This window comes from Streptomyces sp. NPDC051105 (genome assembly GCF_040682795.1).
Classification (GTDB): domain Bacteria; phylum Actinomycetota; class Actinomycetes; order Streptomycetales; family Streptomycetaceae; genus Streptomyces.
The window spans coordinates 128,791-145,914 of sequence record NZ_JBFBBR010000007.1 but is presented as its reverse complement, the minus strand read 5'-3'; the positions used below and the strand labels follow the sequence as shown (position 1 = coordinate 145,914).

Sequence of the window (17,124 nt, the reverse complement as noted above, 5' to 3'; positions counted from 1 at the left end):
GCGGCGGTAGCCGCACATCGACACGGCCCCGCGTCCCTGTCGGGACGCTACAGCACCGTCGGGGCGCTACAGCACCGTCGGGGCGCTACAGCACCGTTGGGGCACTACAGCGCCGTCGGGGCACTACAGCGCCGTCGGGGCACTACAGCACCGTCGGGGCGCTACAGCGCCAGGAGTTGATCCGTTACCGCTGCCAGGCGCTTCTGTACGTCCTTGTCGTACGCTCCCTCGTGCGCTCTGGCCGGATTCGTGCCGTCGAAGTAGCCGCCCGTTCCCAGGTCCTGGGTCGCGAGCGCGAGTACCCCGGGGGCACCGTCCGCCACCGTGCTCCAAGGCGCCACCCCGCCCTCCCGCACCATCGCCGTGTCCATGAAAGTCGCGGGGTGCAGGACGTTCACCGAGACCCCCGTGCCGGCCAGCTCCTCCGCCAGGGTGAAGGTATGGGCCGCCAGGGCGAACTTGGCTCGGCAGTAGGCCGCGAAGCCCTGGTAGCCGCGGGTGAACTCGGGGTCGTCGAAGTCCAGGGGCTCCTGGCCTGCCGAGCCCACGTTGACGATCCGGGCCGGGGCGTCGGCGCGCAGGACGGGCAGCAGGGCGTGGGTCAGGGTCACCGGGGCCAGGTAGTTGACGGCCAGGCGCAGTTCGTGGCCGTCGGCGCTCAGTTCGCGCCCCGCGCCGGGCGTACCGGCGCCGACGCCCGCGTTGTTGATCAGTACGTCCAGGTCGGGACGCTCGTCGGCGACCCGCGCACCCAGCTCGCGGACCTGCGCCAGCGAGGCCAGGTCCGCGACGAAGCCCTCCGCTTCGCCCTCGGTGCGCAGCTCCTCGACCAGCGCCTCGGTACGGCCCGGATCCCGGCCGTGCGCGAGGACGACATGGCCGGAGCGGACCAGCTCGAAGGCGACGTACCGGCCGAGCCCGGAGGTGGCACCGGTGATCAGAATGGTGGACATGCTGCCAGCGTAGGCACGGACCACCACCGGATACCTGATCCTGCTGGGGCTACGACTGCCAGGGTCACCCTTCCTCCTCGGCCAGCACCCGCTGGGCCGTCGCGAACGCCGAGTTCGCCGCCGGAACCCCGCAGTACACGGCCGTCTGCAGCAGTACCGCGCCGATCTCCTCCGGAGTGAGCCCGTTGCGCCGGGCGGCCCGTACATGCATGGCCAGCTCGTCGTGGTGGCCGTGCGCGACCAGCGCGGTGAGGGTGATCATGCTGCGTTCGCGGCGGGAGAGGGTGGGGTCGGTCCAGATCTCGCCCCAGGCGTAGCGCGAGATGAAGTCCTGGAAGCGGGCCGTGAACGGCGTCTGGCGGGCCTGTGCCCGGTCGACGTGCGGGTCGCCCAGCACCTCCCGGCGCACCGCCATGCCCCGCCTGGCGCCGCCGTCGAGGTGCGAGCGGAGCGCGGTGAGGACGGCCTCGGGGCACTGCGCGGGCGCCAGGTGGGAGGCGCCCGGCAGCTCGACCAGCGTGGACGCCGGTACCGCGTCCGCGATCTCCCGCAGATGCGGCGGCGGGGTCGCGGGGTCCTGACGGCCCGCGATCAGCAGGGTGCGTACGGCGATCTCGCCGAGCCGGTCCCGCAGGTCGAAGGCGGCCAGCGCGTCGCAGCAGGCGGCGTACGCCTCCGGGTCCGCGGTTCGCTGGTCCTCGACGAGGCGCGGCACGGTGAAGCCGGGCGTGAACCAGCGGGTGCCCGCGTTCTCCGCGAGCCACCGCACGCCCTCCCGGCGCACCCGCTCGGCCCGCTCCTCCCAGGGCTTGGAGCCGTTGAAGTGGGCGGAGGAGCAGATCACGGCCAGGCTCTCCAGCCGGTCCGGGTGGTGGACGGCCAGCTGCAGCCCGACCGCGCCGCCCAGCGACACCCCGGCATACCCGAACCGCTCGATGCCGAGCGAGTCGGCGAGCGCGAGCACCAGGTCGGCGAGGTCACCGACGGTCGCCCCCGCCTTGATCAGACCGGGTGCCGAACCGCCGTGCCCCGGCAGGTTCCAGCGCACCACCCGGTGGCCGGTCGACAGTTCGGGCGCCACCGCGTCCCACAGCGCGTACGAGGTGCCGAGCGACGGCCCGAGCAGCAGCGGGGGAGCGGAAGTGGGGCCTTCGGCACGGTGGTTGAGAAGGTTCTCGATCAACGTCGCTCCAGTGCACGATCGGTGAGGGCGCCGGCGGAGCCGGTGTAGCGGGCCGGATCGGTCAGGTCGTCGAGGTCGATGTCATTCAACTCGACTTCCTCGGCTAGGAGTTCACGCAGCGTACGACGCTCCGTCCCAGTGCGGCGGGCGAGTTCGGTGAGCAGTTCCTTGGCCCGGGGCCGGCCGAGCACGGGGGCCAGTTCGGCGGACAGCCGCTCGGAGACGATCAGCCCACGGGTGAGATCCAGGTTCCGGCGCATCGCCTCCGGATGCGCCCGCAGCCCCTCCGCCAGCTCCGCCGTGTCCCGGGCCGCGCCCCCGACGGCGCGCAGCAGGTCCCGCAACGGCTCCCACTCGGCGTGCCAGGCGCCGGCCGGCCGTTCGTCCTCCGCGACCAGGGACCCGTACAGGACGGCCGCGAGCTGCGGGGCCCGCCGGGCGGCGGCGACGACGAGTGTGGACCGCACCGGGTTCGCCTTGTGCGGCATCGCCGACGAACCGCCCCCGCTGCCCTCGGAGAGCTCACCGATCTCGGTACGGGACAGTGTCAGCACGTCCGCGGCGACCTTGCCCAGCGCCCCGGCAGTGAAGGCGAGACACCCGGCGAGATCCGCGACGGGCGTACGCAGGGTGTGCCACGGCAACAGGGGTGAGTTCAGGGCGAGTTCACGTGCGTACGCCGTCGGCAGCTCTTCGACGTGTTCCGCGCCGTACGCGCCGAAGGCCGCCAGCGTGCCCGCCGCGCCACCGAGTTGCACGGGCAGCGACTCCCGGACCCGGGCCGTGCGGTCCCGGGCGTCGAGGACCAGCGAACGCCAGCCGGCCGCCTTCAGCCCGAAGGTCGTCGGTACGGCGTGCTGGGTGAGCGTTCGGCCCGGCATCGGGGTGTCACGGTGTTCGGCGGCCGTCCGGGCCAGCGCCCGCTCGGTACGCCCGAGGTCGGCCAGGACCAGGTCCAGGGTGCGGGCGGCGACCAGCATCGTCGCCGTGTCCATGATGTCCTGGCTGGTGGCGCCCCGGTGCACATACGGCCCGTACTCCGCGCCGACCGCCTTCGTCAGATCGGCGACCAGCGGGATGACCGGGTTGCCGCCGGCGCGGGCGCGCTCCGCGAGGGCGCCGACGTCGAAGCGGTCCGGATCGGCCGCCTCGGTCACGGCCGCCGCGGCCCCGGCCGGGGCCAGCCCCAGGGCGGCCTGGGCGCGGGTGAGGGCCGCCTCCGCGTCAAGGAGCGCCCGCAGCCAGGCGCCGTCTCCGGTCGCGGACGCGGCGGCGGAGCCGGACCACCCGGGACCGAGCAGCCCGGCGTCCCCGCCGCCGTAATCCACTGTTGTCACTGGAACTCCAGGAAGACCGTTTCGCCCTCGCCCTGAAGGCGGATGTCGAAACGGTAGGTCCCCCGGCCCTCGTCGGCGGCGATCAGCGTGTCGCGCCGCTCGCCCACCCGGGTGAGCAGCGGGTCGGCGCTGAGCGCGGCGTCGTCGCCGGGCAGGTAGATCCGGGTGAAGAGGTGCATGAGCAGGCCGCGCGCGAAGACGCACACGCTGACGTAGGGCGCGCTCTCGCCGCGGGCGCCCGGCCGGAGCGTCCGCGCGTACCAGTGCCCGTCGGTGTCCGTCTGGATCCGGCCCCAGCCGGTGAACTCCACGCCGTTGCGGCCGAGGTAGTCACCGGTCGCGGGGTCGCGCCGGATCGAGCCGTCGGTCGTGGACACGTTCCCGTCCGGGTCGGCGCCCCACAGCTCCACGAAGGCGTCCGGCAGCGGGTTGCCCTCGCCGTCGAGGACGTACCCGTGGACCGTGATCGTGTCCGGGTGGCCGAGGGGGGCGATCTCCTCGCCGCCGCGGAACGGCAGCGCGTAGCCGTAGAACGGGCCGACCGTGTGCGACGGGGTGGGCAGCACCTGTTCCGGGCTGCTCGTGTCGATCTTCGTCATGGCAGCTCAGCGCCCTTCCTCGAGCCAGGTGGCGTGCGGGCCGTCCAGCACGATGTCCCAGTGGTAGCCCATCGAGAACTCCGGCACGGACAGGCTGTGGTCGTAGGTCGCGACCAGGCGCTGCCGGGCCGCGTCGTCCGTCACGGACTGGATGATCGGGTCGTACGGGAACAGCGGGTCGCTCGGGAAGTACATCTGCGTCACGAGCCGCTGGGTGAACGCCGTACCGAACATCGAGAAGTGGATGTGCGCCGGACGCCACGCGTTGAGGTGGTTGCGCCAGGGGTAGGGGCCCGGCTGGATGGTGGTGAAGCGGTAACCGCCGTCGGCGTCGGTGATCGTACGGCCGACACCCGTGAAGTTCGGGTCCAGCGGGGCGTCGTGCTGCTCGCGCTGGTGCGCGTAGCGGCCCGCCGAGTTGGCCTGCCAGATCTCGACCAGCTGCCCCCGGATCGGGCGGCCGTCCCGGTCGAGCAGCCGCCCGGAGACGGTGATGCGCTCACCGATGGGCTCGCCGGTGTGCTGCCGGGTCAGATCATTGTCTATCCCGGTGATGTCCCGCTCCCCGAACGCGGGCGAGTGCAGTTCCACCAGCTCCGGATCCTTGCTGGTGTCGATGGCGACCAGGGGTTGTTTCGGGTGCCGGAGGACGGAGGAACGGTAGGGGGCGTAGTCCCGCCGGGGGTGATGCTCGACGGGACCGCCTTCGGCGACGCGCTTTTCGTAGGCGGAGTGTTCGGCGGCGATTTCTACGTCGATGTCGGCTTGGGTGAGAGTCATGAGAAGTCCTTGGGTCGAGCGCTCTGTCTTCGGGGGCGCGCGGCTGTATCGATGTGCGGCCCGTGAAGCCTCATCTCGATCAAGTAATTAATCAGGGCACTGAGTATTTCAGCGAGACGACTTTCACGCTGCCATTGGAGCTGTCACCCGTCAAGAGCCAGGATGACGACAGACGGGTGCACAGGCAGGATGTGGTGGCTGCGAGTATTGTTCAGTGCACCAATCAATTCGGACCTTGGGGGCGTCTATGGCCGCGGTGGACCTCACCACCCACCCCGGGCACCTGGCCCGGCGGCTTCAGCAGGCCCACTACCTGCTGTGGAACACGATGGTCTCGGAGGAGATCACCTCGCCGCAGTTCGCCGTCCTGAACGCGCTCGTCGCCGAGCCGGGGCTGGACCAGCGCACGGTGGGGGAGCGGGTGGGTCTGGACCGGTCGACCATCGCCGAGGTCATCAGCCGGCTCGGCCGGCGCGGGCTCGTCGACAAGGTGCGCGACCCGCAGGACGGCCGCCGTTTCCTGCTGCGCCTCACCGACGACGGGCTGCGCGCCCACCGCAAGCTCACCGTGCGCACCGCCCGGATGAACCAGGTCTTCCTGGCCCCGCTCTCGGCCGAGGAGCAGACCCAGTTCTTCGATCTGATCCGCCGGGTCTCGGACGCGGCGGAGGGGCTGCGCAATCCCACGGAGCCCCTCGTCCCGCAGGCCTAGGCCTTCGCGAACACCACCCAGACCGGCCCGTCGGCGAAGTCCACCGGACCGCCGTCCGCCCCGGTGAACGTCGTACCGCCCGTGGCTTCCTGCCGCGTCCAGGTGGCCTCGAACGACCGCCCGTTCCGCAGTACTTCGGCTTTGCCCGACCCCACCGTCTCGGTGAACGGCGTGTAGTTGCCGAGCACGTCGTGATACCTGGACGTGCGTATGCGCACGTGCTGCACCACGACCGTCGCCGCCGCCACCCGCTTCCCGGCCGTGGTCCGGGCCGGGGTGCCGTCCATCGACACCAGCCAGCGCTTCTCGTCGGCGGACCAGGTGAAGGTGAAGCGGGCCGCCGGATACCGCACGGTGCGGGTGGCGGTGACCGTGCCGCCGGCCGGGGCCGCGCCGTAACGGAAGCCGGTGGTGAGCGCCGCCTCGCCGGGTGCGCGGGCCATCAGCTTGGCGGGGCGGAGGTACAGGTTGTGCGGGGCCTGCTTGTCACTGCCCCGGTAGTAGGCGCCGGACGCCGCGTCGGGGGTCTCCGGCCGCAGCGGTGCCTGGTCGATCAGCGGGAGCAGCTTGCGCTGGGCGCCGGAGAAGGCGAGCGTCGGCCGGTCGAACTGGCGCAGCAGTTCCAGATCGGACTCGCGGGCGCTGCGCACCGGGCCGACGACCTCGGGGAGCCTGGTGGCGTACACCGCCATCAGCCGACTGAGGCCGCCCTCCACCTGTTCCGCGTACACCACGTCGGCGGAATCCAGCCCGGTCTGCGGGCGGGCCGCGGCGGTGTTGTCGATCTTCACGGCCAGTACCGAGCCGGCGCCGGCGGTGTGCCGCCCGTCCGGTGTCTGGCTGCTGTGCGGAGCCCGGCCGTCGTCCGAGGTGCCGTGCCGGGTGCAGCCGGCCGTGAGGGAGGCCGTCAGCACGGCCGCGGCCAGCATCGCCTTCAGCGCGGTCCGGCGCGTCGGCGCCCTGTGTCGCATGCCCACCGTTGCCACCCCGTTCGTCCTCTTGATTGTGTGCTCATCGACTCATCGGTGGCCATACCCGGTCGAATCCGATCACGTGCCGATGTATGACCGGCCAGAGGGAAGGAGGTTGGGGCTACGACCCCAGGATCTCCGCGAGGTCGTAGCGCACGGGTTCCTCCAGCTGTGTGTAGGTGCAGCTCTCCGGGGTGCGGTCCGGGCGCCAGCGGCGGAAGCGAGCCGTGTGGCGGAAGCGGGCGCCGTTCTCCATGTGGTCGTACGCCACCTCGGCCACCCGCTCCGGCCGGAGCGGCACCCAGGACAGGTCCTTCTTGCCCGACCAGCGGCTCGGCGCGCCGGGCAGCCGGGCCGACTCGTGGGCGGCCTCCTCCGCCCAGGCCGCCCAGGGGTGCCCGGAGACGTCGTCCAGGCGCAGCGGCTCCAGTTCCTCGATCAGCTCGGCCCGCCGTTTCATCGGGAACGCGGCCGAGACGCCCACATGCTGGAGGGCGCCCCGGTCGTCGTACAGACCCAGCAGCAGCGAGCCGACCACCGGGCCGCTCTTGTGCAGGCGGTAGCCCGCCACCACGACATCGGCGGTCCGCTCGTGCTTGACCTTGAACATGGCGCGCTCGTCCTGGAGATAGCGCAGGGTGAGCGGTTTGGCGATGACCCCGTCGAGGCCGGCCCCCTCGTACTGCTCGAACCACTGCCGGGCCACCTCCACATCGGTGGTCGCGGGTGCCAGGTGCACCGGTGGGGCGACCCGGGTCAGCGCTGCGGTGAGCAGGGCACGGCGGTCGGTCAGCGGAACATCCAGCAGCGACTCGTCGGCCAGCGCCAGCAGGTCGAAGGCGACGAAGGAGGCCGGCGTACGCTCCGCCAGGGTGCGCACCCGGGAGTCCGCCGGATGGATCCGCTCGGTCAGCGCGTCGAAGTCCAGCCGGCCCTCCCGCGCGATCACGATCTCCCCGTCCAGCACGCACCGCTCGGGCACCCGTTCCTTCAGTGCCGCAACCAGCTCGGGAAAGTACCTGGTCAACGGCTTCCCGGTGCGGCTGCCGAGCTCCACCTCGGCGCCGTCCCGGAACACGATCGCCCGAAAGCCGTCCCACTTCGCCTCGTACTGCATGCCCGGCGGGATCGTCGCCACCGACTTGGCGAGCATCGGCTTCACGGGTGGCATCACCGGCAGCTCCATGCCACGACTCTACGAGCGCGCCCCGGGCTCCGCTCGTCGCGCGCACGCCTCGGAACGGCACTTGTTGATCACAACCTGGACACGGTGTCCGCACAGCGCCCGCACAGGCAGCATGATGCTCGTTCGGTACACACGCTCCACGGGGGAACATTCATGCGTATCCGTACGGCCCTCACCGCTGTCCTGCTGCTGGCCGCGACCGCGACGGCCTGTACCGGCGGTAGCGCCGAGCCGGCCGGCGCCGAGGCGTCCCGGGCGTCGGCCGCCGCCAAGGTCCTCACCCTCGGCTCCGGCCGGCACTGGAAGGACATCGACGGCGACGGCAGTCACATCAGCGCCACCACGACCGCCGTCAGTTACACCCAGCCCGTCAAGGGCGTGCACCTGCCCACCAACCTCGCCGGCTTCCCCGACCCCGAGTGGGCCGTGCTGGAGGTGAAGACGTGCGCCGACGCCGACAGCACCAACGTCATCGTCGCGCAGTCCCCGTGGACCCTCCGGCTCAAGGACGGCACTGAGGTCAAGCCGCTCGGGCTCAGGGGATACGGCGTACCGGCGCCGACCTATCCCGTCTCGGCGGGCACCGTGCGACCTGGCAGCTGTCTGCGCGGGAAGATCACGTTCGGCATGGCCAAGGGCAGCCGTCCCGACCGGATCGTCTACGACGTCCGGCGCAGGCCCGCCGTCACCTGGTCGGTGCCCCGGGCGTAACCGATATGCGAGGTGCGGGCGGTGCGCCTACGGTGGCCGCATGGGTGATGCGGTGGAACTGGAGGTGGCCGGCCGGACCGTACGGCTGACCAGCCCCGACAAGGTGTTCTTTCCCGAGCGCGGTTTCACCAAGCTGGACGTCGCCCGCTACTACGCGGCCGTGGCCCCCGGCATCCTGCGCGCCCTGCGCGACCGCCCCACCACCCTCCAGCGCTACCCCGACGGCGTCGAGGGCGAGTGGTTCTACCAGAAGCGCGCGCCCAAGGGCATGCCCGACTGGATCCCCACCGCGCACATCACCTTCCCCAGCGGCCGCACCGCCGACGAGATGTGCCCCACCGAGGAGGCCGCCGTGGTGTGGGCCGCCCAGTACGGCACCCTCACCTTCCATCCCTGGCCGGTGCGCCGCGCCGACGTGGACAGTCCCGACGAACTCCGTATCGACCTCGATCCGCAGCCCGGCACCGACTTCGCCGACGCCGTCCGCGCCGCCCACGAACTGCGCGCCGTCCTCGACGAGTTCGGCGGGCTGCGCGGCTGGCCCAAGACCTCCGGCGGCCGGGGGCTGCATGTCTTCGTGCCCATCGAACCCCGCTGGACGTTCACCCAGGTCCGGCGCGCCGCGATCGCCCTCGGCCGTGAGCTGGAACGCCGGATGCCCGACCAGGTGACGATCAAGTGGTGGAAGGAGGAGCGAGGCGAGCGCATCTTCGTCGACTACAACCAGACCGCCCGGGACCGCACCATCGCCTCCGCCTACTCCCTGCGGCCCCGTCCGAACGCCCCGGTCTCCGCGCCGCTGCGCTGGGAGGAGGTCGACGAGGTCCAGCCGGGCGACTTCGACCTCGTCACGATGCCGGCCCGCTTCGCCGAAGCCGGCGATGTGCACGCCGACATGGACGACCACGCCTACCCCCTGGACGCCCTGCTGGAACTCGCCCGCCGCGACGAACACGAACACGGCCTCGGCGATCTGCCGTATCCGCCCGAGTACCCGAAGATGCCGGGCGAGCCCAAACGCGTCCAGCCGAGCCGCGCACGGCCGGAACAGCCCTCCTGACGACCGGACTTGGGGCGCTCCCCGGCCCGGAGGCAGGCTGTCCCGCCCCGGAGAGTGCTCCCGCCGCCCCTCCCGCCCGGGGCTATGCTGATCGCCAGCCGCCGATGAGGAGGGCCTAGGTGTCCGAGGCAGTGTCGCGCCCCACACTGGAGGCCGTGGCCGCACGGGCCGGGGTGTCCCGGGCCACCGTGTCACGGGTGGTCAACGGCGGGGACGGGGTGCGCGAACCGCTCGTCGAGCGGGTCCGGAAAGCCGTCGAGGAACTCGGTTACGTCCCCAACCAGGCGGCCCGCAGCCTGGTGACCAAACGGCACGACGCGGTCGCCGTCGTCATCGCCGAACCCGAGACCCGGATCTTCACCGACCCCTTCTTCGCCCTCCAACTACGGGGCATCAGCAAGGAGTTGACCGCACACGACAACCAGCTCGTGCTGCTGCTCACCGAGGGGCGGGACGACCACGCCCGCGTGGCCCGCTACCTCGCCGGCGGCCATGTCGACGGTGCGCTCGTCTTCTCGCTCCATCTCGACGATCCGCTGCCCGGCCTGATCGAGGGCGCCGGAGTCCCCACCGTGTTCGGCGGACGGCCCGGCTGGAGCGACGGCACCGACAGCGCCGTGTACGTCGACTGCGACAACCGGGGCGGCGCCCGGGACGCCGTACGGCATCTCGCCGGCCTCGGCCGGACCCGGATCGCCCACATCACCGGCCCCCTGGACCAGACGTCGGCCGCCGACCGCCTCCAGGGCTATCGAGACGTCATGGGCGTCCTGGGGGAGGCCGATCCCCGGCTGGTCGTGCCGAGCGACTTCACCCCGGCCGGCGGCGAGCGCGCCATGGGCGAACTCCTCGACCGCTGCCCGGACGTCGACGCCGTGTTCGCGGCCAACGACCTCACCGCGCTCGGCGCCCTGCGGGTCCTGCGCGAGCGCGGCCGCCGGGTGCCCGAGGACGTGGCCGTGATCGGCTTCGACGACGTCCTGCCCGTCACCGAAGAGACCGAGCCGTCACTGACGACGGTCCGTCAGGACATAGAGGAGATGGGCCGGTTGATGGCCCGGCTCCTGCTGGGCTCCCTGACCCGGGGCAAGCCGGCGACGGGCGTGCCGTCCAGCGTCATCCTGCCCACGACACTGGTACGGCGCGCCACCGCCTAGGCCGCGATCCGCCTCAGCTCTGCTGCTCGCCCTTGATCACCGCGAACCGGGCGCCGTACGGGTCGGCAAGTTTGGCCATCCGGCCCACACCCTCCAGCGTGGTCGCCGGCATCCGCACCTTGCCACCGGTCTGCTGTGCCTTCTCCACCACCGCGTCCGGGTCCTCGACCTCGAAGTACGGCAGCCAGTACGCGCCGATCTGCGCCTCGGCCGGGTCCTCGGCCAGCGGGACCACGCCGCCGAAGATCGAGTCGTCGTCGCCGTCCGCCGGGTTGACACAGGTGTACGTGCCGCCCGGGAACGGCACTCCGGAGGTCTCCAGACCGAGCACCTTGTGGTAGAAGGCGGCGGCCGCCGCGATGTCCGGGGTGTACAGCTCGACCCAGCACAGCGAACCCGGATCGCCCGCGATGTCCACGCCCTTGGTCAGTCCGGGCTGCCAGATACCGAAGGGCACGCCCACCTGGTCGGCGAGGATCGCCATCCGGCCCCGGTCCATCACGTCCATCGGCTGGGCGAGGACGCTGCCGTGCGCCTGCTCGGCGGTTTTGGCGGTGGCCTGTGCGTCCCCGCTCTGGAAGTACACGGTCCAGCTCGGCGGGCCCTGTTCGGGAGTGGTCTGCATACCTCCGGCGACGGTCCTGCCGTCCAGTTGGAAGAACCCGTAACCGCCGGCGTCGGGCCCAGCCGACTGGAACTGCCAGCCGAAGAGGCCGTTGTAGAAGGAGACGGCGCCGTCGATCTCGGGGGTGCCGAGGTCGATCCAGTTGGGAGCGCCGTTGACGAAACGGGTGGTGAGCATCATCGCCCTCCTCGGAAGGGTCCCGTGCATTGCAGAGCCGAGTCTTCCACCGCCCACTGACAATCGCTGGGGAGCGCGCCCACCGGAACCCGGTTACCGTGAGTCACACGACGCACTCGCCGGGTTTTGATTCCGTTGCGCGCGCCGCCGTGCGCGGGCGTGGTGCCGTCGCGCATGATCGAGGCTGGTGCGGTCCGTCGCGTCTGCGTTGAGCGGGCGTTGATCGAACGTTTTTCGCCGCTTGGCACGATCCTGGCCATGCACTTCGACACCACCATCCCACCCCGCACGCCCGTCCCGGTCTGGCACGCGCAGGCGCTGTGCGCGCAGACCGGGGCGGACTTCTTCTTCCCCGAGCCCGGCAGCTCGGTGCGCGAGGCGAAGCGCATCTGCGGTATGTGCGAGATGCGTTCGGCCTGCCTGGAGTACGCCCTCGACAACGACGAACGCTTCGGCGTCTGGGGCGGCCTGTCCGAGAAGGAGCGGCTGGAACTCCGGCGCGCCTCCCGCTGAACCACGACCGCCGGGGACCGGCTGAACCACGACCGCCGGGGACCGGCTGAACCACGACCGCCGGGGACCGGCTGAACCACGACCCCCGGGGACCGGCCGAACCACGATCGCCGCGGACCGGCCGAACCACGATCGCCAGGCCCCCGTCAGCGCGAAACGGCTGGACCGGCTGGCCGTGCCGCACGGCGGAGAGCATGCGGACGGCCCGCTCGCGCGGCACGCTGGTAGGAGAGCCAGGTGGCGATGGGAGGAGCTCCCATGGGACACACGGAACAGCGGCCCGCCCTCAGAACCCGGGCCGAGAAACCCGTCGGCACCGGGAGCATCTTCTTCTCCTTCGCCCCGTGGATCATCTTCGGCGTCGTCGCGAGCCCCAGCACCTGGGAGTACGCGGCGCTGGCGGCACTGGTCGCGGCGGTCGTACTGTCCGGCAAGGACATGCTCCGGGGCCGGTTCTTCCTGCTGGACATGGTCGCCATCGTGTTCTTCGCCGTGCTCTGCGTCCTGGCCCTCGCCCTGGACCGCCACGAGCTGATCTGGCTGGAGACGTACGCCCAGGTCATCTCCAACGCGGTGGTGGCCGTCGTGGCGCTCGGCTCCCTGCTCTCCGACCCCTTCACCGCGCAGTACGCCCGTCACTCGGTGCCGCGCGAGTACTGGGGCTCGCCCGTCTTCACCCACGTCAACATGGTGCTGACCACGGCCTGGGGCGTGGTCTTCGCGCTGATGGCCCTCTCCACCTGGCTGGCCATCCGCCTGCCCGGACAGAGCGACTGGTTCAACTGGGTGATCCCCATCGTCCTGCTGGTCTGGGCGGTGAAGTTCACCGAACGCTACCCGGAGCGCTACAAGGAGCGGGCGGCCGCCTAGGCGACGGCCCGGCGGTCACGACCAGTTCCTCGGTCGTGCCGTGGAAGGCCCACCGGACGTAACCGGGAAGGGAGTTCTCGCGGTCCGCCTCCGCGACCGTCTGCCAGTGCCCGCGCCGGTAGACCATAAAGGTCGCCTCCCGCGCGGCGCCCCTCGTGGTCGACTCGCGCAGGGCCGGCACCAGTCCGATGCGGGCGACCCGGTCCGGGACCGGCGGCGGCTCGTGGTCGGCGCGCAGGACCGGGTCGACCTCCGGCCACGGACGGGGCGCACGGGGAAATCCGCGCGCCCGTCCCTCGGGGGTTCACGCGCCGGCGCGCGCCGCCATCCGTGCCTTGCGCGCGGCCAGCTTCTCGTCGAACTTCAGGGCCTCCGCGTCCAGCCCGCCCATGAACAGGCCGAGTTCCTCCTGTGCCCGGCGGCCCTCCGGGCCGAGGCCGTCGATCTCCAGGACCTTCAGGTGGCGCAGCACCGGCTGGATCACGTCGTCGTGGTGGATGCGCAGGTTGTAGACCTCGCCGATGGCCATTTGGGCGGCGGCCCGCTCGAAGCCGGGGATGCCGTGGCCGGGCATCCGGAAGTTCACGACGACGTCCCGCACCGCCTGCATGGTCAGATCGGGGGCGAGTTCGAAGGCGGCCTTCAGAAGGTTGCGGTAGAAGACCATGTGCAGGTTCTCGTCGGTCGCGATCCGGGCCAGCATCCGGTCGCAGACCGGGTCGCCGGACTGGTGGCCGGTGTTGCGGTGCGAGATGCGGGTCGCGAGCTCCTGGAAGGCGACGTAGGCGACCGAGTGCAGCATCGAGTGGCTGTTGTCGGACTCGAAGCCCTCGCTCATGTGCGACATCCGGAACTCCTCCAGCTTGTCCGGGTCGACCGCGCGGGAGGCGAGCAGGTAGTCACGCATCACGATGCCGTGCCGGCCCTCCTCGGCGGTCCAGCGGTGCACCCAGGTGCCCCAGGCGCCGTCCCGGCCGAACAGCGAGGCGATCTCGTGGTGGTAGCTGGGCAGGTTGTCCTCGGTGAGCAGGTTCACCACCAGGGCGATCCGGCCGATCTCGGTGACCTTGGACTGCTCCTTGCCCCAGGCCACGCCGTCCTCGAAGAAACCGGGGAAGTTACGGGCGTCCGTCCACGGCACGTACTCGTGCGGCATCCAGTCCTTGGCGACCTTCAGATGGCGGTTCAGCTCCGTCTCGACCACTTCCTCCAGGGCGTACAGCAGTCGCGCGTCGGTCCATGCGGACGAGCTGTCGAGGTGGGGAGAAGTGATCGTCACGAGAACTCCAGGGGGACGCCGAACAAGAGCGGATGTACGGGAGGAGACCGGCGAGCGGTGCCGGAAACCTACGTGATCGTAGGCTACGAACCCGTAGGTTACGAAGCCGTAGGTTAAGCGCGCCGTAAAAGACCGCTGATCAGGTGCGGTGCCCAAGGCGCATCGGGACATGCCACACAGCCCCGGGACCCGCAGGTCCCAGGGCCGGAGGGATGGCTCGATCACCCGGTCAGACGTACAACTCCCGCAGCCGCACCGAGAGGCAGGTCACACATCCCTCGAGTTTCTCGAACTCGGAGATGTCCACCGTGACCACGTCATGGCCGAGGTCGGCCAGCAGTTCCGCCGTCTTCGGGGCGCTCGCCGACATCAGCAGCTTTCCGCCGCCCAGCAGCACCACATGGGCGCCCGCCTCCTCCGGCACCGCCAGGAAGCCCGGGAACAGCGAGGGCCGGTCCACGTTCGGGATGTGCCCCAGAACCGTTCCGTCGGGCAGCGCGGTCACCGCCGACTTCAGATGCAGCACCTTGCTCACCGGTACGGCGACCACCCGCGCGCCCAGCGGTTCGAACACCGCCCGCAGCTGCTGCACCCCGGCCGCGTTGGTACGCCCGCCGCGGCCGACGTAGAGGGTGTCGCCGATCTTGAGGACGTCACCGCCCTCCAGCGTGCCCGGCTCCCAGATCCAGTTCACCGAGCAGCCCAGGCGGGCCACCGCCTCCTCGACCCCGGCGGTCTCCTCCCGCCGGGACTCGGCGCCGGGCCGGGTGATCAGCGCCACGTTCTTGTACATGACGACCGTGTCCTCGACGAAGACCGAGTCCGGGCAGTCGTCCTCCGCATCGACCTCGACGGTCTCCCAGCCGTGCGCGCGCAGCGTCTCCGCGTACGCCTCCCATTGCTCCTGGGCGAGCTCGACGTCGACCTTCTCCCGCTCGATGTGCGTCACCAGACCTTCGGCGAGGCGTGGGCTGGGGCGGCGGATGAGGGCCTTCTTGCTGGGCACGACGGGTCTCCGGGGTCGGCGGTTCGGTCCGGCGCCCATTGTCGGGGCGCCGGACCGCCATCATGCAGGGCGGGTCCGTGTCGACAAAACCCCCGCCCTCAGGCTGTGCCCGTCCTGAGACGCGCCACCTCCTCCGGCGTACTGCCCGTCAGCTCCCCGTCCGCCATCAGCAGCCAGCGGGTGATCCCGATCGACTCCAGGAAGGGCAGGTCGTGACTGGCCACGATCAGGGCACCCTGGTAGGCCTCCAGGGCCGTGGTGAGCTGCCGGACGCTCGCCATGTCCAGGTTGTTCGTCGGCTCGTCCAGCATCAGCAGCTGCGGGGCGGGCTCGGCCAGCAGCAGCGCGGCCAGCGTCGCCCGGAAGCGTTCGCCCCCGGAGAGCGTGGCCGCCTGCTGGTCGGCGCGGGCGCCCCGGAACAGGAAGCGGGCCAGCCGGGCCCGGATCCGGTTGTTGGTGGCACCCGGCGCGAACCGGGTCACGTTCTCGGCCACGGTCAGCTCCCCGTCGAGCACGTCCAGCCGCTGCGGCAGGAAACGCAGCGGCACATGCGCGTGCGCCTCGCCCGCCACCGGCGCCAGCTCCCCGGCGATCGTGCGCAGCAGCGTCGTCTTGCCCGCTCCGTTGCGCCCGATCAACGCGATCCGCTCGGGCCCGCGCAGATCGAGGATCCCCTTCACCCGCGAGCCGTGCGCGAGCTCCAGGTTCTCCAGCGTCAGCACGTTCCGGCCCGGCGGGACGGCCGTGTACGGCAGTTCGACGCGGATCTCGTCGTCGTCCCGTACCGCCTCCACCGCCTCGTCCAGGCGCTCCTTCGCCTCGCTGAGCCGCTCCTCGTGCATGATGCGGTGCTTGCCCGCGGACTCCTGTGCCGATCGCTTGCGCGCCCCCATGACGATCTTCGGCTCGCGTTTCTGGTCGAACATCTTCTGTCCGTACCGCTTGCGGCGGGCCAGTTTGACCTGGGCGTCGGACAGTTCGCGTTTCTGCTTGCGGACATCGGCCTCGGCGACCCGCACCATGCGCTCGGCCGCCTCCTGTTCGACGGCGAGAGCCTCCTCGTACGCCGAGAAGTTGCCGCCGTACCAGGTGACCTCCCCGGCCCGCAGGTCGGCGATCTGGTCGACCAGGTCGAGGAGTTCACGGTCGTGGCTGACCACGATCAGCAGGCCCGGCCAGGACGCGACGGCCGCGTACAGCCGCCTGCGGGCGTACAGGTCGAGGTTGTTGGTGGGTTCGTCGAGCAGCAGTACGTCGGGCCGGTCCAGGAGCAGCGCGGCCAGCCGCAGCAGCACCGACTCGCCGCCGGAGACCTCGCCGACGGTCCGGTCGAGTCCGATGTGGCCGAGTCCGAGCTCGCCGAGCGTGACCAGAGCGCGCTCCTCCACGTCCCAGTCGTCGCCGAGCGTCTCGAAGTGCCCCTCGGACGCGTCGCCCGCCTCGATGGCGTGCAGCGCGGCCCGCCGGGCGGCGATGCCGAGCGCCTCGTCGACGCGCAACGCGGTGTCCAGGGTGACGTTCTGCGGGAGGTATCCGATGTCGCCGGCCACCTTCACGGTGCCGTCGGACGGGGTGAGCTCACCGGCGATGAGCTTCAGAAGCGTGGATTTCCCTGATCCGTTGACGCCGACGAGACCGGTCCGGCCGGGGCCTATGGCGACATCGAGGCCGTCGAGGACGGGGGAGCCGTCGGGCCAGGAGAAGGAGAGGGACGTACAGGTGACGGAAGCAGACATGGGCGCCTCGCGGTTGCTTGCGGTGTCGGGGACAGACGCGTGTCGAGACACCGCGAGACAGCAGCCGAGGGGCCGGGAAAGGGATCCCGTGCCGGAGGACGGCCCGCACGCCGAGGTCGAACGCCACAGACACACCTCACGGGTGTGACGCGGTGTCTCGGGTCCTCAGACGAGCAACGTCCTTCTCCAATCGACGGCAACAGAGCCGTCGTACAAGGTAGGAGGGCCCCAACGGGGTGTCAACGCGATTAACCACGAGCCCGCTCGGC

Annotated in this window: 17 protein-coding genes; 6 read left to right on the top strand and 11 right to left on the bottom strand. The window is 71.2% G+C overall.

Annotation, left to right across the window (positions count from 1 at the left end):
* Positions 1–161: 161 nt before the first annotated feature.
* The 5 genes from AB0N16_RS19310 to pcaH form a co-directional block, all read right to left on the bottom strand.
* Positions 162–953, bottom strand: a complete 792-nt coding sequence (locus AB0N16_RS19310; RefSeq protein ID WP_365798162.1) for an SDR family NAD(P)-dependent oxidoreductase — start codon at positions 951–953, stop codon at positions 162–164.
* A 64-nt stretch (positions 954–1,017) separates the two neighbouring features.
* Complete coding sequence (pcaD, locus tag AB0N16_RS19305) at positions 1,018–2,136, bottom strand: 3-oxoadipate enol-lactonase (RefSeq protein ID WP_365798160.1); 1,119 nt, start codon at positions 2,134–2,136, stop codon at positions 1,018–1,020.
* The gene (pcaB, locus tag AB0N16_RS19300; RefSeq protein WP_365798558.1) at positions 2,133–3,464 is read right to left on the bottom strand and encodes a 3-carboxy-cis,cis-muconate cycloisomerase; all 1,332 of its coding nucleotides are present in this window, start codon (positions 3,462–3,464) and stop codon (positions 2,133–2,135) included. The genes pcaD and pcaB overlap by 4 nt, the downstream gene beginning before the upstream one ends.
* 5 nt (positions 3,465–3,469) lie before the next feature.
* The gene (pcaG, locus tag AB0N16_RS19295; RefSeq protein ID WP_365798157.1) at positions 3,470–4,072 is read right to left on the bottom strand and encodes a protocatechuate 3,4-dioxygenase subunit alpha; all 603 of its coding nucleotides are present in this window, start codon (positions 4,070–4,072) and stop codon (positions 3,470–3,472) included.
* 6 nt (positions 4,073–4,078) lie between these two features.
* On the bottom strand, positions 4,079–4,852 hold the full coding sequence (pcaH, locus tag AB0N16_RS19290) for a protocatechuate 3,4-dioxygenase subunit beta (protein WP_365798155.1): 774 nt from the start codon (positions 4,850–4,852) through the stop codon (positions 4,079–4,081).
* Between the two features lie 247 nt (positions 4,853–5,099).
* Here pcaH and AB0N16_RS19285 point away from each other — a divergent pair, with 247 nt between their 5' ends.
* Entirely contained in the window at positions 5,100–5,564 is a 465-nt protein-coding gene (locus tag AB0N16_RS19285; RefSeq protein WP_365798153.1) for a MarR family transcriptional regulator, read from the top strand.
* Here the strand turns inward: AB0N16_RS19285 and AB0N16_RS19280 are convergent.
* Positions 5,561–6,535 carry a DUF3048 domain-containing protein gene (locus AB0N16_RS19280; RefSeq protein WP_365798151.1) on the bottom strand — a complete coding sequence of 325 codons (975 nt, stop codon included), beginning with the start codon at positions 6,533–6,535 and terminating at the stop codon, positions 5,561–5,563. The genes AB0N16_RS19285 and AB0N16_RS19280 overlap by 4 nt on opposite strands.
* A gap of 121 nt (positions 6,536–6,656) precedes the next feature.
* Positions 6,657–7,721 carry an ATP-dependent DNA ligase gene (locus AB0N16_RS19275; protein ID WP_365798149.1) on the bottom strand — a complete coding sequence of 355 codons (1,065 nt, stop codon included), beginning with the start codon at positions 7,719–7,721 and terminating at the stop codon, positions 6,657–6,659.
* 153 nt (positions 7,722–7,874) lie between these two features.
* Here AB0N16_RS19275 and AB0N16_RS19270 point away from each other — a divergent pair, with 153 nt between their 5' ends.
* The 3 genes from AB0N16_RS19270 (at position 7,875) to AB0N16_RS19260 (ending at position 10,649) form a co-directional block, all read left to right on the top strand.
* Positions 7,875–8,432, top strand: a complete 558-nt coding sequence (locus AB0N16_RS19270; RefSeq protein WP_365798147.1) for a hypothetical protein — start codon at positions 7,875–7,877, stop codon at positions 8,430–8,432.
* A gap of 40 nt (positions 8,433–8,472) precedes the next feature.
* The gene (ligD, locus tag AB0N16_RS19265) at positions 8,473–9,492 is read left to right on the top strand and encodes a non-homologous end-joining DNA ligase (protein WP_365798145.1); all 1,020 of its coding nucleotides are present in this window, start codon (positions 8,473–8,475) and stop codon (positions 9,490–9,492) included.
* A gap of 119 nt (positions 9,493–9,611) precedes the next feature.
* The gene (locus AB0N16_RS19260) at positions 9,612–10,649 is read left to right on the top strand and encodes a LacI family DNA-binding transcriptional regulator (protein WP_365798143.1); all 1,038 of its coding nucleotides are present in this window, start codon (positions 9,612–9,614) and stop codon (positions 10,647–10,649) included.
* A gap of 13 nt (positions 10,650–10,662) precedes the next feature.
* Here AB0N16_RS19260 and AB0N16_RS19255 read toward each other — a convergent pair whose 3' ends face one another.
* Positions 10,663–11,451 carry a VOC family protein gene (locus tag AB0N16_RS19255; RefSeq protein ID WP_365798556.1) on the bottom strand — a complete coding sequence of 263 codons (789 nt, stop codon included), beginning with the start codon at positions 11,449–11,451 and terminating at the stop codon, positions 10,663–10,665.
* Positions 11,452–11,709: 258 nt separating this feature from the next.
* On the opposite strand from AB0N16_RS19255, the gene AB0N16_RS19250 reads away from it, so the two are divergent.
* Both AB0N16_RS19250 and AB0N16_RS19245 read left to right on the top strand, forming a co-directional pair.
* The gene (locus AB0N16_RS19250) at positions 11,710–11,964 is read left to right on the top strand and encodes a WhiB family transcriptional regulator (protein WP_351705417.1); all 255 of its coding nucleotides are present in this window, start codon (positions 11,710–11,712) and stop codon (positions 11,962–11,964) included.
* 258 nt (positions 11,965–12,222) lie between these two features.
* On the top strand, positions 12,223–12,834 hold the full coding sequence (locus AB0N16_RS19245; protein ID WP_365798141.1) for a hypothetical protein: 612 nt from the start codon (positions 12,223–12,225) through the stop codon (positions 12,832–12,834).
* A 304-nt stretch (positions 12,835–13,138) separates the two neighbouring features.
* On the opposite strand, the gene AB0N16_RS19240 is transcribed toward AB0N16_RS19245, so the two are convergent.
* From AB0N16_RS19240 to AB0N16_RS19230, 3 genes are all read right to left on the bottom strand, one after another.
* Positions 13,139–14,113 (bottom strand): acyl-ACP desaturase, encoded by a 975-nt coding sequence (locus AB0N16_RS19240; protein ID WP_365798139.1) that lies wholly within the window; start codon positions 14,111–14,113, stop codon positions 13,139–13,141.
* Between the two features lie 229 nt (positions 14,114–14,342).
* Complete coding sequence (gene ddaH, locus AB0N16_RS19235; protein WP_365798137.1) at positions 14,343–15,119, bottom strand: dimethylargininase; 777 nt, start codon at positions 15,117–15,119, stop codon at positions 14,343–14,345.
* Positions 15,120–15,217: 98 nt separating this feature from the next.
* On the bottom strand, positions 15,218–16,855 hold the full coding sequence (locus tag AB0N16_RS19230) for an ABC-F family ATP-binding cassette domain-containing protein (protein WP_365798135.1): 1,638 nt from the start codon (positions 16,853–16,855) through the stop codon (positions 15,218–15,220).
* Positions 16,856–17,124 lie beyond the last annotated feature (269 nt).

Coding starts and splice junctions, on each gene's coding strand:
- AB0N16_RS19310 (WP_365798162.1), bottom strand. CDS start 953: ATGTCCACCATTCTGATCACCGGTGCCACCTCCGGGCTCGGCCGGTAC.
- pcaG (WP_365798157.1), bottom strand. CDS start 4,072: ATGACGAAGATCGACACGAGCAGCCCGGAACAGGTGCTGCCCACCCCG.
- AB0N16_RS19255 (WP_365798556.1), bottom strand. CDS start 11,451: ATGCTCACCACCCGTTTCGTCAACGGCGCTCCCAACTGGATCGACCTC.
- pcaH (WP_365798155.1), bottom strand. CDS start 4,852: ATGACTCTCACCCAAGCCGACATCGACGTAGAAATCGCCGCCGAACAC.
- AB0N16_RS19280 (WP_365798151.1), bottom strand. CDS start 6,535: ATGCGACACAGGGCGCCGACGCGCCGGACCGCGCTGAAGGCGATGCTG.
- ligD (WP_365798145.1), top strand. CDS start 8,473: ATGGGTGATGCGGTGGAACTGGAGGTGGCCGGCCGGACCGTACGGCTG.
- AB0N16_RS19285 (WP_365798153.1), top strand. CDS start 5,100: ATGGCCGCGGTGGACCTCACCACCCACCCCGGGCACCTGGCCCGGCGG.
- AB0N16_RS19250 (WP_351705417.1), top strand. CDS start 11,710: ATGCACTTCGACACCACCATCCCACCCCGCACGCCCGTCCCGGTCTGG.
- AB0N16_RS19270 (WP_365798147.1), top strand. CDS start 7,875: ATGCGTATCCGTACGGCCCTCACCGCTGTCCTGCTGCTGGCCGCGACC.
- AB0N16_RS19275 (WP_365798149.1), bottom strand. CDS start 7,721: ATGGAGCTGCCGGTGATGCCACCCGTGAAGCCGATGCTCGCCAAGTCG.
- AB0N16_RS19230 (WP_365798135.1), bottom strand. CDS start 16,855: ATGTCTGCTTCCGTCACCTGTACGTCCCTCTCCTTCTCCTGGCCCGAC.
- AB0N16_RS19245 (WP_365798141.1), top strand. CDS start 12,223: ATGGGACACACGGAACAGCGGCCCGCCCTCAGAACCCGGGCCGAGAAA.